The sequence below is a fragment of the Pantoea brenneri genome (genome assembly GCF_038594305.1).
Lineage (GTDB): Bacteria > Pseudomonadota > Gammaproteobacteria > Enterobacterales > Enterobacteriaceae > Pantoea > Pantoea brenneri.
Window position 1 is genome coordinate 1052333 of sequence record NZ_JBCGBG010000001.1, and the last position, 21884, is coordinate 1074216.

General features: G+C 57.0%; 19 protein-coding genes. 7 read left to right on the plus strand and 12 right to left on the minus strand.

Annotated elements, in window-relative coordinates; all coding sequences use genetic code 11:
* Positions 1-28 precede the first annotated feature (28 nt).
* A complete protein-coding gene (gene ttcA, locus AABB92_RS04870) occupies positions 29-949 on the minus strand; it encodes a tRNA 2-thiocytidine(32) synthetase TtcA (RefSeq protein ID WP_031376785.1) in 921 nt (306 codons plus the stop codon).
* Positions 950-1098: 149 nt separating this feature from the next.
* Positions 1099-1755, minus strand: a complete 657-nt coding sequence (locus tag AABB92_RS04875; RefSeq protein ID WP_031376784.1) for an MgtC/SapB family protein — start codon at positions 1753-1755, stop codon at positions 1099-1101.
* Between the two features lie 184 nt (positions 1756-1939).
* Between AABB92_RS04875 and AABB92_RS04880 the strand changes: the two genes are divergently transcribed.
* A complete protein-coding gene (locus tag AABB92_RS04880) occupies positions 1940-2215 on the plus strand; it encodes a putative hemolysin (protein WP_031376783.1) in 276 nt (91 codons plus the stop codon).
* 31 nt (positions 2216-2246) lie between these two features.
* Here AABB92_RS04880 and AABB92_RS04885 read toward each other — a convergent pair whose 3' ends face one another.
* Positions 2247-3239 (minus strand): 2-hydroxyacid dehydrogenase, encoded by a 993-nt coding sequence (locus AABB92_RS04885; protein ID WP_031376782.1) that lies wholly within the window; start codon positions 3237-3239, stop codon positions 2247-2249.
* A gap of 147 nt (positions 3240-3386) precedes the next feature.
* On the opposite strand from AABB92_RS04885, the gene AABB92_RS04890 reads away from it, so the two are divergent.
* The 3 genes from AABB92_RS04890 to AABB92_RS04900 are packed head-to-tail and all read left to right on the plus strand — an operon-like array spanning position 3387 to position 6537.
* Positions 3387-6017 carry a YdbH family protein gene (locus AABB92_RS04890; RefSeq protein WP_046288301.1) on the plus strand — a complete coding sequence of 877 codons (2631 nt, stop codon included), beginning with the start codon at positions 3387-3389 and terminating at the stop codon, positions 6015-6017.
* Positions 6014-6202, plus strand: a complete 189-nt coding sequence (locus tag AABB92_RS04895) for a YnbE family lipoprotein (protein ID WP_031376780.1) — start codon at positions 6014-6016, stop codon at positions 6200-6202. Before AABB92_RS04890 ends, AABB92_RS04895 begins: the two co-directional genes overlap by 4 nt.
* An 11-nt stretch (positions 6203-6213) precedes the next feature.
* The gene (locus AABB92_RS04900; protein WP_031376779.1) at positions 6214-6537 is read left to right on the plus strand and encodes a YdbL family probable chaperone protein; all 324 of its coding nucleotides are present in this window, start codon (positions 6214-6216) and stop codon (positions 6535-6537) included.
* A 56-nt stretch (positions 6538-6593) separates the two neighbouring features.
* On the opposite strand, the gene azoR is transcribed toward AABB92_RS04900, so the two are convergent.
* Entirely contained in the window at positions 6594-7193 is a 600-nt protein-coding gene (gene azoR, locus AABB92_RS04905) for an FMN-dependent NADH-azoreductase (protein WP_031376778.1), read from the minus strand.
* 256 nt (positions 7194-7449) lie between these two features.
* Here azoR and hrpA point away from each other — a divergent pair, with 256 nt between their 5' ends.
* Positions 7450-11352 carry an ATP-dependent RNA helicase HrpA gene (gene hrpA / locus AABB92_RS04910; protein ID WP_046288302.1) on the plus strand — a complete coding sequence of 1301 codons (3903 nt, stop codon included), beginning with the start codon at positions 7450-7452 and terminating at the stop codon, positions 11350-11352.
* Between the two features lie 61 nt (positions 11353-11413).
* Here hrpA and AABB92_RS04915 read toward each other — a convergent pair whose 3' ends face one another.
* The 6 genes from AABB92_RS04915 to rstA all read right to left on the minus strand — a co-directional run bounded on the left by AABB92_RS04915 (position 11414) and on the right by rstA (position 16668).
* Entirely contained in the window at positions 11414-12223 is an 810-nt protein-coding gene (locus tag AABB92_RS04915; protein WP_031376777.1) for a trypsin-like serine peptidase, read from the minus strand.
* A gap of 114 nt (positions 12224-12337) precedes the next feature.
* On the minus strand, positions 12338-12418 hold the full coding sequence (ydgU, locus tag AABB92_RS23520; protein WP_456152378.1) for a small membrane protein YdgU: 81 nt from the start codon (positions 12416-12418) through the stop codon (positions 12338-12340).
* An 82-nt stretch (positions 12419-12500) separates the two neighbouring features.
* Positions 12501-12980 carry an acid resistance repetitive basic protein Asr gene (gene asr / locus AABB92_RS04920; RefSeq protein WP_031376776.1) on the minus strand — a complete coding sequence of 160 codons (480 nt, stop codon included), beginning with the start codon at positions 12978-12980 and terminating at the stop codon, positions 12501-12503.
* 157 nt (positions 12981-13137) lie between these two features.
* On the minus strand, positions 13138-14625 hold the full coding sequence (locus tag AABB92_RS04925; RefSeq protein WP_031376775.1) for a carboxypeptidase M32: 1488 nt from the start codon (positions 14623-14625) through the stop codon (positions 13138-13140).
* Positions 14626-14644: 19 nt separating this feature from the next.
* Entirely contained in the window at positions 14645-15946 is a 1302-nt protein-coding gene (gene rstB / locus AABB92_RS04930; RefSeq protein ID WP_031376774.1) for a two-component system sensor histidine kinase RstB, read from the minus strand.
* Positions 15943-16668: a two-component system response regulator RstA gene (rstA, locus tag AABB92_RS04935; RefSeq protein WP_031376773.1), complete on the minus strand. Its 726-nt coding sequence runs from the start codon at positions 16666-16668 to the stop codon at positions 15943-15945. The genes rstB and rstA overlap by 4 nt, the downstream gene beginning before the upstream one ends.
* A gap of 177 nt (positions 16669-16845) precedes the next feature.
* Here rstA and AABB92_RS04940 point away from each other — a divergent pair, with 177 nt between their 5' ends.
* Positions 16846-17259, plus strand: a complete 414-nt coding sequence (locus tag AABB92_RS04940; protein ID WP_031376772.1) for a hypothetical protein — start codon at positions 16846-16848, stop codon at positions 17257-17259.
* Here AABB92_RS04940 and AABB92_RS04945 read toward each other — a convergent pair.
* Together AABB92_RS04945 and ydgH are read right to left on the minus strand one after the other, a co-directional pair.
* A complete protein-coding gene (locus AABB92_RS04945) occupies positions 17256-18647 on the minus strand; it encodes a basic amino acid/polyamine antiporter (RefSeq protein ID WP_031376771.1) in 1392 nt (463 codons plus the stop codon). The genes AABB92_RS04940 and AABB92_RS04945 overlap by 4 nt on opposite strands.
* Positions 18648-18852: 205 nt before the next feature.
* On the minus strand, positions 18853-19806 hold the full coding sequence (gene ydgH / locus AABB92_RS04950; protein WP_031376770.1) for a DUF1471 family protein YdgH: 954 nt from the start codon (positions 19804-19806) through the stop codon (positions 18853-18855).
* A gap of 542 nt (positions 19807-20348) precedes the next feature.
* On the opposite strand from ydgH, the gene pntA reads away from it, so the two are divergent.
* Positions 20349-21881, plus strand: coding sequence for a Re/Si-specific NAD(P)(+) transhydrogenase subunit alpha (pntA, locus tag AABB92_RS04955; protein ID WP_031376769.1), 1533 nt, complete (start codon positions 20349-20351; stop codon positions 21879-21881).
* Positions 21882-21884: the final 3 nt, after the last annotated feature.

Below are 21884 nucleotides of genomic sequence, written 5' to 3' on the forward strand. Positions count from 1 at the left end.
AGCACGCCCTTAATCGTGGCGGAGTGGCTTATTTAATCTGCACCACGTCCAGACGCGCGCTGACATCCGGCGCATCCTCTTCTTCCGCCCGCCAGCCTGCGGGTTGCAGTGGCAGGGTCTCACGGTCAAACGCCAGATCGCCGCCATCCACTACGGCATCGCCGTGCTTAATCCCTTTAAAATCGAACAGGTTGATGTCCGCCATGTGCGAAGGAACTACATTCTGCATTGCGCTGAACATGGTTTCGATACGGCCCGGATAACGCTTGTCCCAGTCACGTAGCATATCGGCCACCACCTGACGCTGCAGGTTCGGCTGAGAGCCACACAGGTTGCACGGGATAATCGGGAACTGACGAGCTTCAGAGAAGCGGATGATATCTTTCTCGCGGCAGTAGGCCAGCGGGCGAATCACAATGTGTTTGCCATCATCGCTCATCAGCTTGGGTGGCATGCCTTTCATCTTGCCGCCGTAGAACATGTTCAGGAACAGGGTTTGCAGGATGTCATCACGATGGTGGCCCAGCGCAATTTTGGTGCAACCCAGATCGCTGGCGGCACGATAAAGAATACCGCGGCGCAGACGAGAGCAGAGCGAGCAGGTGGTTTTGCCTTCCGGGATCTTATCTTTAACGATCGAATAGGTATCTTCTTCGATTATCCGGTATTCGACACCCTGCGAAGCCAGATATTCCGGCAGGATGTGCTCCGGGAAACCCGGCTGCTTCTGATCGAGGTTAACCGCAATCAGGCTGAAATTGACCGGCGCACTCTTTTGCAGGCTGCGCAGAATTTCCAGCATGGTGTAGCTGTCTTTACCGCCTGACAGGCAGACCATGATGCGGTCGCCTTCTTCGATCATATTAAAATCAGCAATTGCTTCGCCGACATGGCGACGCAGGCGTTTCTGTAATTTGTTGAAATTATACTGTTCTTTTGAACTGGTCACGTGATTCCTGGCCTGTAAACAGAGACGTCAGCGTCATGGCTGACGATAGAAATAACTTTTGCTGCGTATGGTACTTAATGTGCGCTGAAATACCAGTGCCAATTGGCGGCGGGCAGGGGCAAAAACCGGCGTGCCCGCAGTAAAGCTGATTACATCATCTCCAGCGACTGCACACCTTTGATTTCCATCACCTTATCGTACAGATGCGCATCGTTTGATTTGCGTGACAACGTCACCTGAACGCTGAGTTCGCACAGGCCACTCTCTTCATCGCGATTGATCACCGTCACGTTGCCGTAGCGTATGCCTTCCCGCTGCATCACCAGCAGCACCAGCGGGACGCTTTTGGGTTTAAGAAATACCAGCAGCGTATGGTGTTTGCCAATCAGAAAATGGCTGAGGCGGCGAAACACTTCCAGCACCACCAGCGCCAGTACCGTGCCGTAAATGCCAATCTCGTACATCCCGCTGCCGATCACCAGGCCAATCGCTGCGGTGACCCACAGACCCGCGGCGGTAGTTAACCCTTTCACCACCTGTTTCTGAATCATGATAGTGCCCGCGCCGAGGAAGCCCATGCCGCTGACCACCTGGGCCGCCACGCGGCTCGGGTCCAGCGCGACGTGCTCATTACTCAGCATATCGGCAAAGCCATATTTCGACACCAGCATAAACATCGCACTGCCAATCCCCACCAGAATGTGGGTGCGCAGTCCCGCCTCTTTGGCCCGCATCTGACGTTCCATTCCGATCAGACCGCCCAGCACCCCCGCCAGCGCGATGCGAATTAACATGTCAATTAACATGGCATTACTCCGATTTAATAAACGCCGGGAAAGTCTGACGATTCCCTGATAGCAGGTAAACAAGATAATTCTGCTTGCAAATGTCGCTGGAGAATTTTGTAAAAAGCTGTTTCACCCCTCGACCCCTTGCGCTGCCTGACATATGCTGGCTCAGCCTTTAACCCCAACCCCCGGAGTCTGACTGATGAAAGCAGCCACCTTTTTGCTGGCCGGTGCCGCGCTGATCCTCTCTGCCTGTAGCAGCAACAGTGATGACAACGAGCCACCGCAACAGGCGACAGCCGCCCATATCCAGCCCAGGGTGATGATGTCCTCGCTGGCTGAAAGTACCTGTTCCAATGCAGGCGGCACGCTGGCTTTTTCCCATCAGCTGGACGGTTCCCGGGTCGGCATGTGTCAGTTAGTGAATGGTCGTCGCTGTGATGAACAGGCATTCATTGGCGGACGCTGCGCCCGTTAAGGGACAGGCCGGAGAGTTCCGGCCCGCATGTTCAGGCAGAGATAAGATTCGGGCAATTTTCGCCGCGATCGAGCTGGCTGAGATTATTCAGGGTAGTTTCAGAGATGGCGGTCAGCGCTTCGGCGGTTAAGAACGCCTGATGACCGGTAAACAGCACGTTGTGGCAGGCAGAAAGCCGGCGGAACACATCGTCCTGAATCACATCATTCGACTTATCTTCAAAGAACAGATCGCGTTCATTCTCATACACGTCCATGCCAAGCGACCCAATCTTCTGCTGTTTCAGCGCATCAATCGCTGCCTGTGAATCAATCAGACTACCGCGGCTGGTGTTGATGATCATCACGCCATCACGCATCTGGCTGAACGCGTCGGCGTTAAGCAGATGATAGTTTTCCGGCGTCAGCGGGCAGTGCAGCGTAATCACGTGCGATTCTGCGAACAGCGTTTTCAGATCGACATATTCGGCCCCCAACGCCAGCGCCTCATCGCTGGGATAGGGATCAAACGCCAGCAGGCGCATGCCTAATCCCTTGAGGATCCGCACTGTCGCGATGCCAATTTTACCGGTGCCAATGACGCCCGCGGTTTTACCGTGCATATTAAATCCGGTCAGGCCGTCGAGTGAGAAGTTGGCGTCACGGGTACGTTGATAGGCGCGATGAATGCGGCGGTTCAGGGTAAGCATCAGACCGACCGTATGTTCCGCCACCGCTTCCGGCGAATAGGCCGGTACCCTGACGACCGGCAGACCCAGTTCCGCCGCCGCGTCCAGATCGACATTGTTGAAACCGGCACAGCGCAGAGCGATGTACTTGACGCCCAGCGACGCCAGCTCCTCCAGTACCGGGCGGCTGCCATCATCATTGACAAAGATACAGACGGCATCACAACCGACGGCGTTTTTCGCCGTGCTCTCGGTCAGCAAAAAGTCAAAAAAAACCAGCTCAAATCCGAATTGCTGATTAACCTGTTCGAAGTACTTCTGATCGTAATGTTTGGTGCTGTAAACCGCGATCTTCATCGTTGTGCTCCTGCATACGGGTGTGGATCAAGGATAACGTTTTCTGACTGACTTTGCTCTAACCGCTGATTTGCGCGCTGGCCAGACCTTCACCTTCGGGGCGTTACATGCCATCATCGTTGTCAGGATACTGTAAGGAAAAGGATTATGGCTGTGATGCCACGGATTTTCCGGCGACGGCTGGCGGCCATTCTGGCGCTGATTCTGCTGTTGCTGGGCTTACTGCTGACGATCACTCAATGGCTGCCACGGTTAGTCGGCATCTGGCTGCCGGCAGAGACCCGCATTGCGCTCTCCGGATCGCCGCGCTGGCGGGATGGCGGCCTGTGGTTTCCCGGCATTCGTTATCTGGCCCAGGATTGCCTGCTGGCGGAGATCCAGTCGGCCTCGCTCGGCTGGCACGATTCACGCTGGAAGCTCAATGCCGTACAGCTGACGCTGAACAGCGAATGCCTGCAAAAATTACCCGCCAGTGACGGCCCGTCGCCAGCGCCCAAAACACTGGCCGAGTGGCAGGCGATGCTGCCGGGGGCTGACATTCATCTGGCGAAGCTGGTCGTCACGCCGTGGCAGACCTACGCCGGCGTGCTGGATCTGACGCTGGAAAAACAGCGTCAGCAACTCCGTTATCAGGGTGAGAACCTGCAGCTGGCGGCGACGCTGACCGGCCAGCAGCTCGCCATCAGTCGCCTGACGCTTAATCATGCCGCTTTACCTGAGCCGATCACCCTGAGCGGCCACCTCGAACTTCCGACTTTCGCCAGCGGGCTGCCGGTCAACGGTGAAGTGGCCGGACAGCTGGCGCTGACCGCGCTGCCGCATCCGCTGCAACTGACCCTTAACTGGCAGCAGCAGCAGGGCGTACTGAGCGTGGCGATGCCGGATACCCCGCAGCCGCTGCTGCAACTGCCGTGGCAGGCGAGCCACGATCAGATTCGCATCCAGCAGGGTCAGTATTTCTGGCCGCTGGCGGGTCAGCCGCTGTCAGGTTTCATTAATCTGACGCTGGACAACTGGCAGGCGGGCCTCGACGCCAGCCAGATTAGCGGCCGGATTAACCTGTTGACGCAGGGACGCGGCGGCAAAGGCAACGTGGTGCTGGGTATCGGTCCGGGTCATCTGAGCCTGACCGACAGCCACCTGCCGTTTCAGCTGACGGGCGAAAGCAAGCTCTCTGACCTGCAGCTTTACGGCTCGATTCCGGGTCTGCTCAGCGGCTCACTGCTCGATCCACAACTTTTGCTGCAACCTAAATCGCTGCTGCGACTGCGCGGTCGTCTGCTCTCGACGCTGGAGGTGGATGAGGCGCGCTGGCCGCTGGCGGGCGTCCGGCTCTCCACGCAGGGGATTGATGGCCGGCTGCAGGCGATCCTCAATGCGCACGACGCCAGTTTTGGCCGTTTCCGGCTGCACCTGGACGGTCGGGCCAATGATTTCTGGCCGGATAAAGGCGAATGGAACTGGCGCTACTGGGGCGGGGGCGAGATGCGGCCGCTGCAGGCGCGCTGGGATGTTAAAGGCACCGGCGGCTGGCGGGATACGCTGATTCATCTCGATACGCTCTCCACCGGCTTCAATCACCTCGCTTATGGCAGCGTCCAGGTTGAAAAGCCCCGTCTGACGTTGACCGCGCCGGTCAACTGGCAGCGCGCTGAGGCGCATCCGGCGTTTAACGGCGGCTTCAGGCTGCAGGCGGGGCCAACCCGTTTCAGTTATGGCGGCAGGCTGGCGGACGCGACGCTCGACTTTGAGGCCACGGGCCGCGACCCGGGGAATTTCATCTGGCGTGGTGCGCTCAACGCCGGTGAGGTGGGGCCGCTGCGGGTCCACGGTCGCTGGGATGGTGAACGGCTGCGTGGCGAAGCCTGGTGGCCAAAGCAATCGTTAACCGTATTCCAGCCGTTACTCAGTCCGGATCTGAAAATGCAGATCCGCAGCGGCGAACTGCAGGCGCAGGTGGCATTTTCTGCGGCGCGCGATCAGGGATTTCAGGCCGGTGGGCACTGGACGGTCAAAGCGGGCAGTCTCTGGACTCCGGACAGCCAGATTAACGGCGTCGATTTCTCGCTGCCGTTCCGGCTGAAAGATCAGCAGTGGCAGTTTGGTCAGCACGGTCCGGTTTCGCTGCGCATCGCCGAGGTAAAAAATCAGTTTGCGATGCAGAACATTCGTGCCGATCTGCAGGGAGCCTGGCCGTGGAGCGAACAGGCACCGCTGACCCTGCAGGATGTCAGTCTCGATCTGCTGGGCGGGCAGATCAGCTTACCGGCGCTTCAGATGCCGCAGCATCAGCCGGCGCGGGTATCACTGCGCAATATCAGCCTGAGCGAGCTGGTGACGGCGATCAAACCAAAACAGTTTGCCATGTCCGGACGGGTAAACGGCGAGCTGCCGCTGTGGCTGAATAATCCGCGCTGGCTGATCGAGAAAGGGTGGATCGCCAACAGTGGTCCGCTGACCTTCCGGCTCGATAAAGATATGGCGGATGCGATCACCCGCAATAACGTGGCGACCGGCGCGGCGCTGGACTGGCTGCGCTACATGGAGATTTCCCGCTCGTGGGCCACCATCAACCTGAATAATCTCGGCGATCTCACCATGGAAGCGCAGGTGCAGGGCGTCAGCCGCTTCAGCAACCGTCGGCAGACCGTCAACCTCAACTATCATCATCAGGAAAATTTGTTTCAGCTGTGGCGCAGTCTGCGCTTTGGCGATAATTTGCAATCCTGGGTGGAGCAACATGCCACTCTGCCATCGAACAAGGACACCTCACCATGAGCCTCAGGGCATTACTGGTTCTGGCAGCCGGGCTGCCGCTGATCGGCTGTGTGCCACGCATTGAAGTGACGGCACCCAAAGATCCGATCACCATCAATATGAACGTGAAAATCGAGCATGAGATTCACATCAAAGTAGATAAAGACGTGGAAGCGTTATTGAAAAACCAGAGCGATCTGTTCTGAGGAGAGCGAGTATGAAACGCATCAGCGTAGCCCTGTTGCTCGCCCTGGTGATGGCCCAGCCTGCCTGGGCGCTGACGCTGGACGAGGCCCGCCAGTCGGGACGGGTGGGCGAAACCCTGTCGGGCTATCTGGCCGCCCGGGCGCAGGACAGCGAAACCCGGGCGCTGACAGAACGCATTAACGCGGGACGACAGCAGCAGTATCAGCGGGTGGCAGAGCAGAACAATTTAACCACCGCCGAGGTTGCCAGCATCGCCGGCCAGAAACTGGTCAGCCGCGCCGCGGCGGGCGAATATGTTCGCGGCATCAACGGTCAGTGGCTGAAGAAAGAGTAACGCCAGGCGAAAAAAAGCCGGGCACAGGGCCCGGCAAGTACAACGGCATCAAAAGATTATGCAGTGACGATCTGCTGGATAGTATCTTTAGCTTCAGCGGTCGCTTTGTTAGCCACTTCCGGACCGTAAGCGATACCTTCAGCGAATACGAACTCAACGTCGGTAATACCGATGAAGCCCAGGAACAGCTTCACGTATGGCGTCAGCAGATCGGACGCGGTGTCTTTGTGAATGCCGCCACGGCTGGAAATCACCACCGCACGCTTGCCTTTCACCAGACCTTCCGGGCCTGCTTCGGTGTAGCGGAAAGTCACACCAGCACGAGCGATCAGGTCGAAGTAGTTCTTCAGCTGAGTCGGGATGTTGAAGTTGTACATTGGTGCAGCGATCACGATTTCATCATGCGCCTGCAGTTCTGCAATCAGCTCATCAGACAGCGCCAGCGCCTCCTGCTGACGTGGTGACAGTGGCGCATCAGACGGACGCAGCGCACCAACCAGCTCACCATCCAGTACCGGAATCGGGTTTGCTGCCAGATCGCGTACGGTCACTTCTTTGCCCTGAGACTTTGCCTGTTCAACGTAGAAGTCAGCCAGTTGGCTGGATTGTGAGTAGCCTGCGAGGATGCTTGATTTCAGAACTAAAACTTTGCTCATGGTGATTTCCTGTCTGTAACGCGGAAGGCTTTCCGCTCAATGGTTTACACTCTACGGTTATCAATGGCGCGGTGAAAGCGCAATATTTCGAGGTCAATGTTCGAATTTATTGAATAAGCGTAACGTGCGCCGCCCTCCGGCACAGGTCGAAATGTGCTATGATGCGCGCAATTATTTTATTGAATCAGCCGGTTATCCCGGCTTGCAGCGCGCTGCTATCGGCAGCGACAGCGTCTGAGTAAGGTACGTCATTATTATGTCATCTCCCGATACCTCCCCACTGGCTTCACTCTGGTCACGGCTTGACGGGTTAATGCTGCGCGACCGCCAGCGCCTGCAGCGTCGCTTACAGGGTGCCAGGAAAGTTAAAAATCCGGCGGCTCAACAGGGCATCGCCAGCGAGCTGGAGCAGGATTTTAGCGCCGCCGAGCAGAAGGTGGCCCAGCGTCGCGCGGCCACCCCGGCCATCACCTTCCCGGAAAATCTGCCGGTCAGCCAGAAGCAGCAGGATATTGCCGCGGCGATACGCGATCATCAGGTGGTGATTGTGGCTGGCGAAACCGGCTCCGGTAAAACCACCCAGCTGCCGAAGATCTGTCTGGCGCTGGGGCGTGGCGTGACCGGGCTGATTGGCCATACCCAGCCGCGTCGCCTGGCGGCGCGCACCGTGGCGAACCGCATCGCCGACGAGCTGGATACCTCGCTCGGCGGCTGCGTCGGTTACAAAGTGCGATTCAACGATCAGGTCAGCGATCTGACCCAGATCAAATTGATGACCGACGGGATTTTGCTGGCGGAAATTCAGCAGGACCGTCTGCTGATGCAGTACGACACCATCATCATCGATGAAGCGCATGAGCGCAGCCTGAACATCGACTTCCTGCTGGGTTACCTGCGTGAACTGCTGCCGCGTCGGCCCGATCTGAAAGTGATCATCACCTCAGCGACCATCGATCCGCAGCGTTTTTCGCGGCATTTCAATAATGCGCCGGTGATTGAAGTCTCTGGCCGCACCTATCCGGTGGAAGTGCGCTACCGGCCGGTAGTGGAAGAGGCAGATGACGGCGATCGCGATCAGCTGCAGGCGATCTTTGATGCGGTAGATGAACTGAGCCATGAGAGCCGCGGCGATATCCTGATATTCATGAGTGGTGAACGTGAGATCCGTGATACCGCAGACGCGCTGATTAAACGTGATTTGCCGCATACCGAGATTCTGCCTCTCTACGCCCGGCTGTCGAATGCCGAGCAGAATCGGGTATTCCAGTCACACAGCGGCCGGCGGATTGTGCTGGCCACCAACGTGGCGGAAACCTCGCTAACGGTGCCCGGCATCAAATATGTTATCGATCCCGGAACCGCGCGCATCAGCCGCTACAGCTTCCGCACCAAAGTGCAGCGACTGCCGATTGAGCCGATTTCACAGGCGTCGGCCAATCAGCGTAAAGGGCGCTGTGGTCGTGTGTCAGAAGGGATCTGTATCCGGCTCTATTCCGAAGATGACTTTCTCAGCCGCCCGGCGTTTACCGATCCTGAAATCCTGCGCACCAATCTGGCGTCGGTTATTCTGCAGATGACCGCGCTGGGACTGGGCGATATCGCCGCCTTCCCGTTTGTTGAAGCGCCGGATAAGCGCAATATTCAGGATGGGGTACGCCTGCTGGAAGAGCTGGGCGCGCTGACCCTGAACGAAGAGGACGGCCATTACCAGTTGACTGGTTCCGGCCGTCAGCTGGCGCAGTTGCCGGTCGATCCAAGACTGGCGCGGATGGTGCTGGAAGCGCAGAAATTTGGCTGCGTACGTGAAGTGATGATCATCACCGCCGGCTTATCGATTCAGGACCCACGCGAGCGTCCCGCCGAGAAAAAGCAGGCGTCTGACGAAAAACATCGGCGATTTGCTGATAAAGATTCCGACTTCCTCGCCTTCGTTAACCTGTGGAATTACCTGGCTGAGCAGCAAAAGGCGCTGTCGGGTAACCTGTTCCGCCGCCAGTGCAAAAGCGATTTCCTCAACTATTTGCGGGTGCGTGAATGGCAGGATATCTACACCCAGCTGCGGCAGGTGGTGCGCGAACTGGGCATTCCGGTCAATAGCGAGCCGGCAGGCATGCGCGAAGTTCACTGCGCACTGTTAAGCGGCCTGCTGTCGCATATCGGCCAGAAAGATGCCGATAAGCAGGAGTTCACCGGCGCGCGTAATACCCGCTTCGCCATCTTCCCCGGCTCCGGGCTGTTTAAGAAGCCGCCGAAATGGACCATGGTGGCGGAACTGGTGGAGACCAGCCGGCTGTGGGGCCGCACCGCCGGGCGCATCGAGCCGGAGTGGATTGAGCCGCTGGCCCAGCACCTGATCAAGCGCAGCTACAGCGAACCGCACTGGGAGAAATCGCAGGGTGCTGTGATGGCCACCGAGAAAGTGACGCTGTATGGCCTGCCGATAGTGGCGGCGCGCAAAGTCAATTATGGCCGCATTGATCCGACCCTGTGCCGTGAGCTGTTTATCCGTCATGCGCTGGTAGAGGGCGACTGGCAGACGCGTCACGCCTTCTTCCGCAACAATCAGAAGCTGCGCAGCGAAGTCGAAGATCTGGAGCATAAATCGCGTCGTCGCGACATTCTGGTCGATGACGAAACCCTGTTCGCCTTTTACGATCAGCGTATCGGTAAAGAGGTGGTGTCGGCGAAGCACTTTGATAGCTGGTGGAAGCAGGCCAGCCGCGACAACCCGGAATTGCTTAACTTTGATAAGCAGATGCTGATCAAGGAGGGTGCGGACAAGGTCAGCCAGCTCGACTATCCCAACTTCTGGCATCAGGGCAACCTCAAGCTGAAGCTCAGCTACCAGTTTGAACCGGGTGCTGATGCCGACGGTGTGACGGTGCATATCCCGCTGCCACTGCTTAACCAGGTGGAAGAGAGTGGCTTTGAGTGGCAGATTCCGGGCGTGCGGCGCGAACTGATTATTGCGCTGATTAAGTCGCTGCCTAAGCCGCTGCGGCGCAATCTGGTGCCGGCACCGAACTACGCCGAAGCGTTTCTGGGTCGGGTCACGGCAATGGAGATGCCGCTGCTGGATGCGCTGTCACGGGAGTTTCGCCGCATGACCGGCGTCACGCTGGAGCGGGAAAACTGGCAGTGGGATCAGGTGCCCGATCATCTGAAAATGACCTTCCGGGTGGTGGATGAACACAACCGCAAACTGCTGGAAGGCAAAGATCTGACCGCCCTCAAGGCGCAGCTGAAAGGCAAAGTGCAGGAAACCCTGTCAAAAGTGGCGGACGACGGGCTGGAACAGAGTGGCTTGCATATCTGGAGCTTCGGCGACCTGCCGCGCAGCTACGAGCAGAAGCGCGGCAGCTATCAGGTGAAAGCCTGGCCGGCACTGGTTGATGAGAAAGAGAGCGTCGCTATCCGGCTGTTCGACAGCGAGCAGGAGCAGCAGAAGATGATGTGGCGCGGACAGCGCCGTCTGCTGCTGCTCAACGTGCCGTCGCCAGTGAAGTACCTGCACGAAAAACTGCCGAACAAAGCCAAACTCGGGCTCTACTTCAACCCGTATGGCAAAGTGCTGGAGTTGATCGATGACTGTATCGCCTGTGGTATTGATAAGCTGATTGCCGAAGCGGGCGGACCGGCCTGGGATCAGGCCGGGTTTGAGGCGCTGCGGGACAAGGTGCGCGCTGAACTGAACGAGACCGTGGTGACCATTGCTAAGCAGGTCGAGCAGATCCTGACGGCAGTGTTCAACATCAATAAGCGCCTGAAAGGACGGGTCGACATGACGATGGCGCTGGCGTTATCCGATATCAAAGCGCAGCTCAGTGGCCTGGTCTATCGCGGTTTTGTCACCGGCAACGGCTGGCAGCGGCTCGGCGACAGTCTGCGCTATCTGCATGGCATCGAACGGCGGCTGGAAAAACTGCCAGCCGATCCGCACAGCGATCGGGCGCGGATGCTGAAAGTGCAGGCGGTGGAGCAGGCGTATCAGGCGTGGCGCAATAAATTGCCGCCGCAGCGTCAGGATGATGAAGAAGTGCAGGCGATCCGCTGGATGATTGAAGAGCTGCGGATTAGCTACTTTGCCCAGCAGCTCGGCACGCCTTATCCCATCTCTGATAAGCGCATTCTGCAGACCATGGAGCAGATTGCAGGCTGATAAAAAACCGGGGCGCGTCAGTGATGACGCGCCCCGGCTTCTCTTTGCGGCACATAGCCGATTACTGCGCTAACGCTTCCAGCTCGTCTCTGAACGAGGTAACGGCAATCGCACGGTTGTCGGCCAGATAACGATCTTTCGCGGCGGGCGCTGAGCTTTGCACCGCAATCAACTGCCAGCCTTTATCGCTGTTCAGCAGCAGCGGTGAACCACTGTCGCCGGGCAGCGTATCACACTGATGTGACAGCACGGCGCGTTGCGCCCAGCCGGTAATCAAACAGTCACTGTGAGAATAAAGCGTATCGAGATGATCGGCCGGATAACCCGCCTGGGTCACTTTGCGACCGGTCTGCTTCAGCGCCGCAGTTAACTCACTGCGTGAGCCATCAAACAGTGGAATCGGCGTAATGGCGGAAGGGGGATTGCGCAAAATCACGATGCCGTAGTCAAACGGCGCGGCGTTGCTCGGCACGATCCAGCCTTCACCGTCCGCTTTCAGCTTTGAGGCCAGCGACGGTTCGACGCGGGCATCAATGTCGTGGATTTCATATCGCCAGCCTTTATCGCTCGCCATAAAGCGCAGCGCAACCGGCTTATCGAAATTGCCCGGTGGCGCGAGTAAACAGTGTCCGGCCGTCAGGGCCAGATGCGGTGAGATCAGCGTGGCGGTGCAGAGGTTACCGCTTTCGGTTTCCAGCTGTCCAATAGCATCCCAGGGGGCCGCGGTAATATCGGTGATGGCTTTGCGATGATCTTTACCGAAAAACAGCATTTTGATTTCGTCAGGCGTTGGCGTGTCGTCATCATCATCGGCATGAGCAAAGGAGGTAAAGCTGAAAAGTCCAACCATTAACAAGATAGCCAGGCGCATAGAACTCTCAATGGCGAGAAAAAGTGACGTTATTGTTATCAAGCAACTGCGATAACTATAGTCTGTGAGCGCTAAAAAAGGGAGTTTTATTGGTTAATCAGTACGCTACAACTGTTAAATAAAAAAACTGGCTGCCACAATGCCACACAGGATCATAATCAGCAGAATAATTTCGAAGCGATAGCGACGCACCATTTCATCCACTCCAGTAAAGAAACACCCGGCATAACCGGGTGTTTTTAATCATTAACGCGTGGTCGGGCGCGCTACGGCGACCTTAGTTCTTAGCCGCTGGTTTAACGACTTTTTTGTGGTGAACTTTTTTAGCGGCCTGCGCTTTCTGCGCGGGTTTTACTGCTTTTTTGTGATGAACTTTTTTAGCTGCCTGGGCTTTCTGTGCTGCTGGCTTGGTTGCTTTTTTGTGGTGAACTTTTTTAGCTGCCTGGGCTTTCTGTGCCGCTGGCTTGGTTGCTTTCTTGTGGTGCACTTTCTTAGCAGCCTGCGCTTTCTGCGCAGCCGGTTTTACTGCTTTCTTGTGGTGAACTTTCTTAGCCGCCTGCGCTTTCTGTGCTGCGTCTTTCTTCACTGCTTTTTTGTGTTTCTTGTGTTCAGTTTTGTGTGCAGTTTTCGCTGGTGCTGCTGCGGTAGTTGAAGTCGCAGCCGGCGCAGCGGCAGGAGCAGCTGTGGTATCAGCAGCGAAGGCAACAGAAGACATACCCATAGCAGCGGCGACAACCAGTGCAAATAATTTTTTCATTGCAAATTCCTCGGACATTTTTTTCATGTGTAGCCCACTGCGGGGCCGGTGAAGAGACTATAGGGAAATCGCTGCAGGGTGTCCGTGGGTGTTTGGTATCGGCGTGTAACCGATTGTACAACGCGGGAAAAGGGCGGTCAGATGACCGCCGCGCAGTTTAGTTATTCAGATAGCGTTGTTCAAGATGCTGACGGAAAAAGGCCGGATTCAGCGATTCGCCGGTGGCATTGATCAGCAACTGGTCGGTAGAGAAGCGGCTGCCATGCTGCCAGATATTCTGTTGCAGCCAGTCAAACACCGGTTGCAGTTCGCCATGCTGGATCAGATCGCTGAGCTGCGGAATCGCCTTCTTCACCGCCTGGAACAGCTGAGCCGCGTACATGGCACCGAGGGTGTAGGTCGGGAAGTAGCCGAAGGCACCGTCGGTCCAGTGAATATCCTGCATACAGCCGTCACGGTAGTTGCCACGCGTATCGAGACCCAGCGACTGCTGCATCTTCTCATCCCACAGCGCCGGAATATCGTCTACCTCAATCTCGCCTTCGATCAGCGCCTGTTCAATCTCATAACGCAGAATCACATGCGCCGGGTAGCTCAGTTCATCTGCATCGACCCGAATCAGTCCCGGTTTAACCTGCTGCGCCAGCCGGACAAAGTTATCCGCCTTCAGCGCGGGCTGGTCGCCAAAGCGGGCGATGATTTGCGGCAGAATACGCTGCAGGAATTCGCGGCTGCGTCCCAGCTGCATCTCCATAAACAGGCTCTGCGACTCGTGAATCGCCGTTGAACGGGCCAGCGCCACCGGCTGTCCCCGCCACTGTTGCGGCAGATTTTGCTCATAGCGCGCATGGCCGGTTTCGTGGATCACACCCATCATGGCGCTGAGAAACTCTTGCTCATTGTAGCGCGTGGTGATCCGCACATCTTCCGGCACGCCGCCGCAGAACGGATGCGCACTGACATCCAGCCGGCCGTGGTTAAAATCGAAACCCAGCGTTTCCATAATGCTGAGGCCAAGCTGGCGCTGTGCGGGCAGGGCAAAGGGTCCCTGCGGCAGCGCAACCGGCTGCTGCGCCTGCTTTTCGACCACCTGCTGCAACAGCTGTGGCAGCCAGCTTTTCAGATCGCCAAAGGTTTTATCCAGTCGGGCGCGGGTCATGCCTGGCTCATACAGGTCCAGCAACGCATCGTAGCGGGAGCTGCCGGTTGCCTCAGCGCGCAGTTGCGCTTCTTCACGACTCAGGCGCACTACCTCTTTCAGATTGGTGGCAAAGCCCTGCCAGTCATTGGCCGGACGCTGGCTGCGCCAGGCATGTTCACACACCGAACCGGCCAGCGATTTTGCCTCAACGAAGGCGTCAGGCAGCAGGCTGGCCTGTTGATAAGCGCGCTTCATTTCATTGAGGTTGGCGCGCTCGACATCGTTCAGGTCCTGCTGTTCTGCCTGTTGCAGCAGTTCGCCGATCTGCGGTGCGGTCAGAATCTGGTGCTGCAATACGCTCATCTCAGCCAGCGCCTCACCGCGTGCGCGGCTGCCGCCTGGCGGCATGGTGGTTTGCATATCGCAGCCGGCGATGGCGGTGACGTGATTAAAACGCGACAAGCGCTGGAAAGTCGCGCTAAGTTGTTGATACGCTGAGGTCACGCAAGACTCCTTGTAATAGTTAACGTAGCGGAATTTCCCGCAAGGGTAGATCAACCGGCCAGCAAAAGCGAACGCTGGCCCCGCCGAGCGGGCTGGACTCAATCGTCACCTGACCGCTGAGCGCCTGGGCAATAGAGTGGACAATGGCCAGCCCCAGTCCGCATCCGCCGGTTGCCCGATCGCGGCTGGGATCGAGCCGGACAAACGGTTCAAATACCCGCTGCCGCTCTTCCGCCGGAATACCCGGACCGTCATCTTCAACCTGCAGGCAGCCGATTGGGCCATCAAACCACAGGCTGATACGCAGCCGCTGATTCGCGTAGCGCAGCGCGTTATTCACCAGATTATCCAGCACCCGCTCCATCAGCCGGGTATCCGAAACGCCGGTGTTTTCCCGCTGCGGCAGGTCAAGATCGAGCTGAACCTGCGGGTTGATGGCGCGAAAGTCGTCGAGCCGCTCACGCAGCCAGTTCGCCAGGTCGAGCGAGCGCAGATTAAGGTCAACGCGCGGCCGATCGAGCCGGGCATAGGTCAGCAGCTCTTCAATCAGGCTCTCCAGCTGGCCGATATCGCGGTTGAGCGCCACCCGTTCGCCATCGGTCAGGTTATCGCTCATCTCCAGCCGGTAACGCAGGCGAACCAGCGGCGTACGTAACTCATGGGCGATGCCATCAATTAACTGCTTCTTGCTGGCAACCAGCGTGTTGATATTCTCTGCCATCTGGTTAAAGGCGATGCCGAGCCGGAACAGGCTGGAGGTGCTGTCAAAGTGGGTACGCACGTCGAGTTCGCCACGGCCAAAGCGCTGCGCCGCTTTTTCCAGCCGCTGCATCTCTTTCCAGTGCGGGCGCATCCAGATAAACACCGGCAGCGCCAGCGACATGCCAATAAATACCAGCAGCGCAATATCCAGCAGCCGCATCTGATGCAGGTAGAACAGGTAGGGGATCGGTCCGACCGACAGCACATAATGACTGCGCGGAATATGCTGCAAAAAGGTGTATTGATCGTCGAGCGCCACGATTTCACCGGCGCGTAACCGGCGCATATTGCCGTCATCGAGCTGATACTTGCTCATTGGCTCGATGTGCAGATCAAACGACAGCCCGAGATCGAGGCTCTTGATGGTTTTATTCCAGTCGCGCGGTGGGATCTCGCGCAGTTCACTGCGAATCAGATAGAGCGAACTGGCCATCAGGTCATTCATCGACTGGCGGCCGGCCCGTTCAGCGGTGAACTTGTAGACCAGACCGACCAGCAGCGTCATCACCAGAAAGCAGACAAACAGCAGCAGGTAGAACTGTATAAAAAGCTTTCTCATAACACGCGGGTGTCCCAGGCCTGTGGCGCAAACAGATAGCCTTTGTTACGAATCGTTTTGATACGGAACGGCTCGGTCGCGCTGTCGTGCAGTTTTTTGCGCAGGCGGGAAATCGCCACGTCAATGCTGCGGTCGAGGCCGTCATAGCTGACGCCGCGCAGCGTTTTGAGCAGCGCATCGCGGTTAAGGATCTGTCCGGCGTGGCTGGCCAGCACCCACAGCAGATCGAAATCGGCGGTGGAGAGGGCGATCTGCTCGTCAAACAGCGTGACCTGACGGTTGAGCGCATCGATGGTCAGCGAGCCGAAACGCAGCATCCGGTTGGCCGCCGCTGCGGGCGCAGCATCTTCCGGCTGTCCCTGCTGCGACTGGCGCAGATGCAGGCGCAGACGCGCCAGCAGCACCGCCGGCGGTGTGGTTTTCAGGATATAATCCTGCGCGCCCATCTCCAGCGCCAGAATATGGTTCATGTCGCTGTCGAGTGAGGTCAGCAACACAATCGGACCCTGCCAGTTGGCCCGCAGGTCACGGCAAATCGTCATGCCATCTTTGCCCGGCAACATGATATCCAGCATTACCAGGTCCGGCTGTTGTTCAGCAATTACCGCTTCGGCACGGTCACCGCGCGTCTCGACAATCACTTCAATATCGTGACGTCCCAGATAGGCGGCAATCAGCTCGCCCACTTCCGGTTCGTCTTCCACATAAACGATTTTGTTCATAGTTCACTGCGCAGAATAAGGATGAACGAAAGCATATCTTTTCCTGGTCCTGAGCTCTACGCTATCGCACGAAATATCCTTATCTCACTGGTATATAACCGGCAAAATGTGCCATCATAACCGCGGCCTTTTTGCGCCAGGTTCGGAACCGTAATGATTACTATGAGGAGCGTGAGTGTGTCTGATAAAGAGCTGGCATCAGCCATATACAGTGACCGCATCTGCTTCAATTACAGTGCTTTTCTTTCCGCTTCCTGTAAAAAACGCTGGAGCTTCGTCGATGCAATTTATGGTGTGATGCCGATTTTTGGCATGGTGACACGCAAATCTGCGCACAGCTTACAGGCCAGTGGCGACCCGCTTAAAGAATTAGCATTACAAATCATTTCTACCCAGGTCAGCGACGAAATTAACATCGCCCGTCTGATTACGCTTGCTGAACAGCAGCAGATCAGTCGCTTTGATATCCAGCTGCCTTATCCGCTTTCGCCGGAGCAGCTGGACGCCATTCATCAGGAATACCGCAAGCCGCTGAATCTGACACAGCAGGATGACCTGCTGTGCGTCTCCATCCCGCTGCAGTCACATTAAGTCGTCAACTGCCATACCGCAGGCAGCGTCGCCGCAATCAGCATTCCCATCGCAATCCGCTCCAGTGAGGTCAGCGCTATATCCGCGCGGCCGCCGCGTCGGGCAAACATAAACAGCAGCAGCCCCGGCGCGTACAGCACCACTGAGGTCATCAGGTGTAACGGACCTGACGCGTAAAGCAGCCAGATACCGTACAGGCTGGCACCAATGCCTACCGCCATCGCCAGCGGTTTGCGCTGTCCGCGAACCACTTTGATCAGATAGAGACCGACCAGCAGATAGGGCACCAGAATCATCTCTGAGGCGATAGTCAGCAGGTTGTTGTAGTTGGCTCCGGTAAGCGCAATCAGGATCAGACAGAGCTGAATGCTGCCGTTGGTCAGCCACAGTGAGGCGGCTGGCGCGTTGTGCACGTTCTGCCGGGCAATACTGCGCGGGAAGGCACCCAGCTGCGCGGCGATCAGCGGCACTTCAGCCGCCATAATGGTCCAGCTGAGATAGGCCCCACAGACCGAAATGATCAGGCCAACGGCGATCACCGCATCGCCCCAGTGACCCATCAGACGGGTCATTAAGCCGGCCATTGACGGATTGCGCATCTCTGCCAGTTCAGCACGCGGTACCACACCCAGCGACAGCAGCGTCACCAGCAGATAGACCAGCAGCGCCGCCAGCACCGCCAGCAGCGTGGCGCGACCGACATCCTTTTTCTGCCGGGCGCGCGCTGACACCACCACTGCGCCTTCGACCCCGATAAACACCCACAGGGTGATCAGCATGGTCTGCTTAATCTGCTCCCACAGCGGCTGTCCCAGCGTGACGCCGGAGAAATCGAAGCGGAACCGATCGTAATTAAACGCCAGCACTGCCAGCACCACAAACAGCAAAAGCGGCACCAGTTTGCCCAGCGTCGCCATCAGGTTAATGCTGGCGGCGGTTTGCACGCCTCGCAGCACCAGCCAGTGCACCAGCCACAGCAGTACCGATGCGCCAAGCATCGCCTGCCAGGTGTTGCCGTCGCCAAAAACGACGTGGCCCGGGCTGTCAGTGAAAAAACTGAGTGCGGAGAAGACGATCACCAGATAGGAGACATTAGCGATCACCGCGCACAGCCAGTAGCCCCACGCGGAACAGAAGCCCATCAGCTCGCCGAAGCCAGCGCGCGCGTAGGTAAAGATGCCGCCGTCCAGATCGGGTTTGAGACGGGTCAGCAGTAGCATTGCCAGCGACAGAAAGATAATCCCTACGCCGGTAATCAGCCAGCCAATCAGCAATGCGGCCGGTCCGGCCACGGCGGCCATATTTTGCGGCAAGCTGAAGACACCTGCGCCGAGCATTGAGCTCAACACCAGCGCTGTCAGGGCGCCGAGACCTAATTTTTTCTCCAAAACAACCTTCCCGCTAGCATATATGGCTGGGTAAACCGGATTTCATCACAGGTATATGGTAGCCATCAGGCAAATAACGGTGAGAATGTCCGGTGAAACAGGCGCCAGATTTTACGGAGTGCGGCGGGGGATGGCAATGCGTGAATATGCAAAACAGCACAGGAATTATGCAAACAGCAGGGCGGCGGGCGCCGCCCTGAGAGGATTACTTAAAGATGTCTGCGGTTACGGTCAGGTTACCGCCGCTCTGGTTCTGCCACTGACGGGTCACGTGGTAGTACTTAGCCCCTTTATCCGCGGCACGCTTAGCCACTTCTTCAGAGATTTCGGTCGGAGTACCGAAGTGTCCGGTGAAGGTCACGGTGTCGAACGGCTGCATCTGTGCGGCAGTTATCGCGTTAACTTCCTGCACTGATTTGCCGTTTGGCAGATTGACCGTATAACGTTTGCCGGTTGAGCTTTGCGTTTCATAGAAACGGCCTACGCTTTTACTTGGGGTCTCAGAAGAGGCCACGCCCGGAATTTCAACGTTGGCTGCGGCTGCACCGCCTGCGGCGAGGGCCGCTTTACCCGCTTCTGAATCAGCCGGAATGGCGTTTGGCGTCTGCACCTTACGCTCTTTTGCGTCAGCCTTATAGACGTAAGCCGTCACGTACTGATTGCCGCCGTTGTTGGCATCAATCTGGCGAACAATAAAGAAGGAGGCTGCGCCTTTCTCTTTTGCCGCTTTAGAGATCGCATCGTTAACGTCTGGCTGGCTGGCGAAGAAGCCGCTCACTGATACCGTATCGAAAGGTTCGAGTTTATAGGCTTCAGCTTTAGGTAACTCGTTGATGCCGTTGAAGCGACGGTAGCTGGTGGAAGAGGCCGCTTCAGGCGCATCGGCTTTATAAAGGTCCGCGGTGACGCGCCAGTTGCCGCTGTTGCCGTTGGTGTCGTTAATGCCCTGGATGTAGTAAGAAGCGGCGCCCATTTCATCAGCACGCTTAGACACCGCATCGGCGGCATCGCCAATTGCGTTGAAACGGCCGGTGATATTAATACGTTCGAATGGCTTCAACGCGGCCGCTTTTTCTGGCGTCAACTCCTGCGCAGCGAATGCGTTAGCTGCCAGCAGGGATAACAAGGTGGACGCCAGAATAGTGTTCTTCAGCTTCATAAAAATAATCCTTCGCCTTACGCAAAAATGAGTACGAAAACGTGCTGGACTCTTGATGTATAACAGATTAGCCGCTGATTATTGCATGTTATAAACAGACTGTCGCAGCGATTTTTTGCGTCAACTCGCGTTATTCAACCGGACATTCTTCATCTGATTGTCATGAACCGCGTTTATAGCCCCTTTTTGGTGCGGGTTACCGTTAAAGCCGGTAAGCCTTAGTGCTACAACAGTTAATGTATTGTTAAATAAAGGTTTTTATTAACCGGATCTGCGCCCTGACACGATTAGGCATAGCAGATTATCTGCTGATGACTGGTTTTAGTAGTGGGATAACACGGGTTTTTATCTTTAACACTGAATAATTGGGTGAATGTCTCTACTCCGCCAGGCCGAACTGGATCGCCCGTCACATTTTCAGTAGGTTATAAACACTTTGAAATAAGTGCATTTCGTTCATAAGCAGCTGAAACAGTGTTTCAGTTGCGCTGTTGTCGTGCAGACTTCTTGCCATCATCCTTTAACCGATGAAAGGAAACACTATGTTAATTGGAATACCCAAAGAACGATTGCCGGGCGAGTCACGTGTGGCCGCCACGCCGCAGACCGTTGGGCAACTGATCAAGCTGGGGTTTAGCGTCACGCTGGAACATGACGCGGGCCTCAGCGCCAGTTTCGATGACGACAGCTACCTAGCGGCAGGCGCCACTCTCAGTGACACCCAGCAGGTCTGGCAGTCCGATATCGTGCTGAAAGTGAATGCACCGCTCGATGATGAGATTGCGCTGACCCGGGCGGGCAGCACCCTGGTGAGTTTCATCTGGCCGGCACAGAATCCTGCGCTGCTGGAGAAACTGGCGGCGCGTCAGGTGACGGTGATGGCGATGGATTCCGTGCCGCGTATCTCGCGGGCGCAGTCGCTGGATGCCCTGAGTTCGATGGCTAACATTGCCGGTTATCGCGCGATTGTGGAAGCGGCCCACCAGTTTGGCCGTTTCTTTACCGGTCAGATTACCGCAGCCGGTAAAGTGCCACCGGCCAAAGTGATGGTGATTGGTGCCGGCGTAGCCGGACTGGCAGCGATCGGCGCGGCGGGCAGCCTCGGCGCGATTGTCCGGGCATTTGATACCCGGCCGGAAGTGAAAGAGCAGGTGCAGAGTATGGGCGCCGAATTCCTCGAACTCGATTTTGAAGAGGAAGCGGGCAGCGGCGATGGCTACGCCAAAGTGATGTCTGAAGCCTTCATCAAAGCCGAAATGGCGCTGTTCGCCAGCCAGGCGCAGGAAGTGGACATTATCGTTACCACCGCGCTGATCCCCGGTAAACCGGCTCCGACGCTGATTACCGAAGAGATGGTTGCCAGCATGAAGCCGGGCAGCGTCATCGTCGATCTGGCGGCGCAAAACGGCGGCAACTGCGCTCTGACGGTCGCCGATCAGGTTACCGTTACCCCGAATGGCGTGAAGATTATCGGTTATACCGATTTGCCCAGCCGCTTACCGACCCAGTCATCGCAGCTCTACGGTACCAACCTGGTCAACCTGATGAAGCTGTTATGCAAAGAGAAAAACGGCGAAATCACTCTTGATTTCGATGATGTGGTGGTGCGCGGCGTTACGGTGATCCGTGAAGGCGAAGTGACCTGGCCAGCACCGCCGATTCAGGTCTCCGCTGCTCCGCAGGCCGCACCGGCTGCGGCAAAAGTGGTATCGACGGTCGAGAAAAAACCGGTTGCTGCCTGGCGTAAATATCTGCTGATCGCGCTGGCGATAGTGCTGTTTGCCTGCCTGGCCAACGTCGCGCCGAGTGATTTCCTGTCACACTTTACCGTCTTCGCGCTCTCCTGCGTGGTGGGCTACTACGTGGTGTGGAACGTCAGCCATGCGCTGCATACGCCGCTGATGTCGGTCACCAATGCCATCTCCGGCATTATCGTCATCGGCGCGGTGTTGCAGATGGGGCACGGTGGCTGGGTGACGTTTATCTCCTTTATTGCCGTGCTGATTGCCAGCATCAATATCTTTGGTGGCTTTACCGTCACCCAGCGCATGCTGAAAATGTTTCGTAAGGGGTAATTC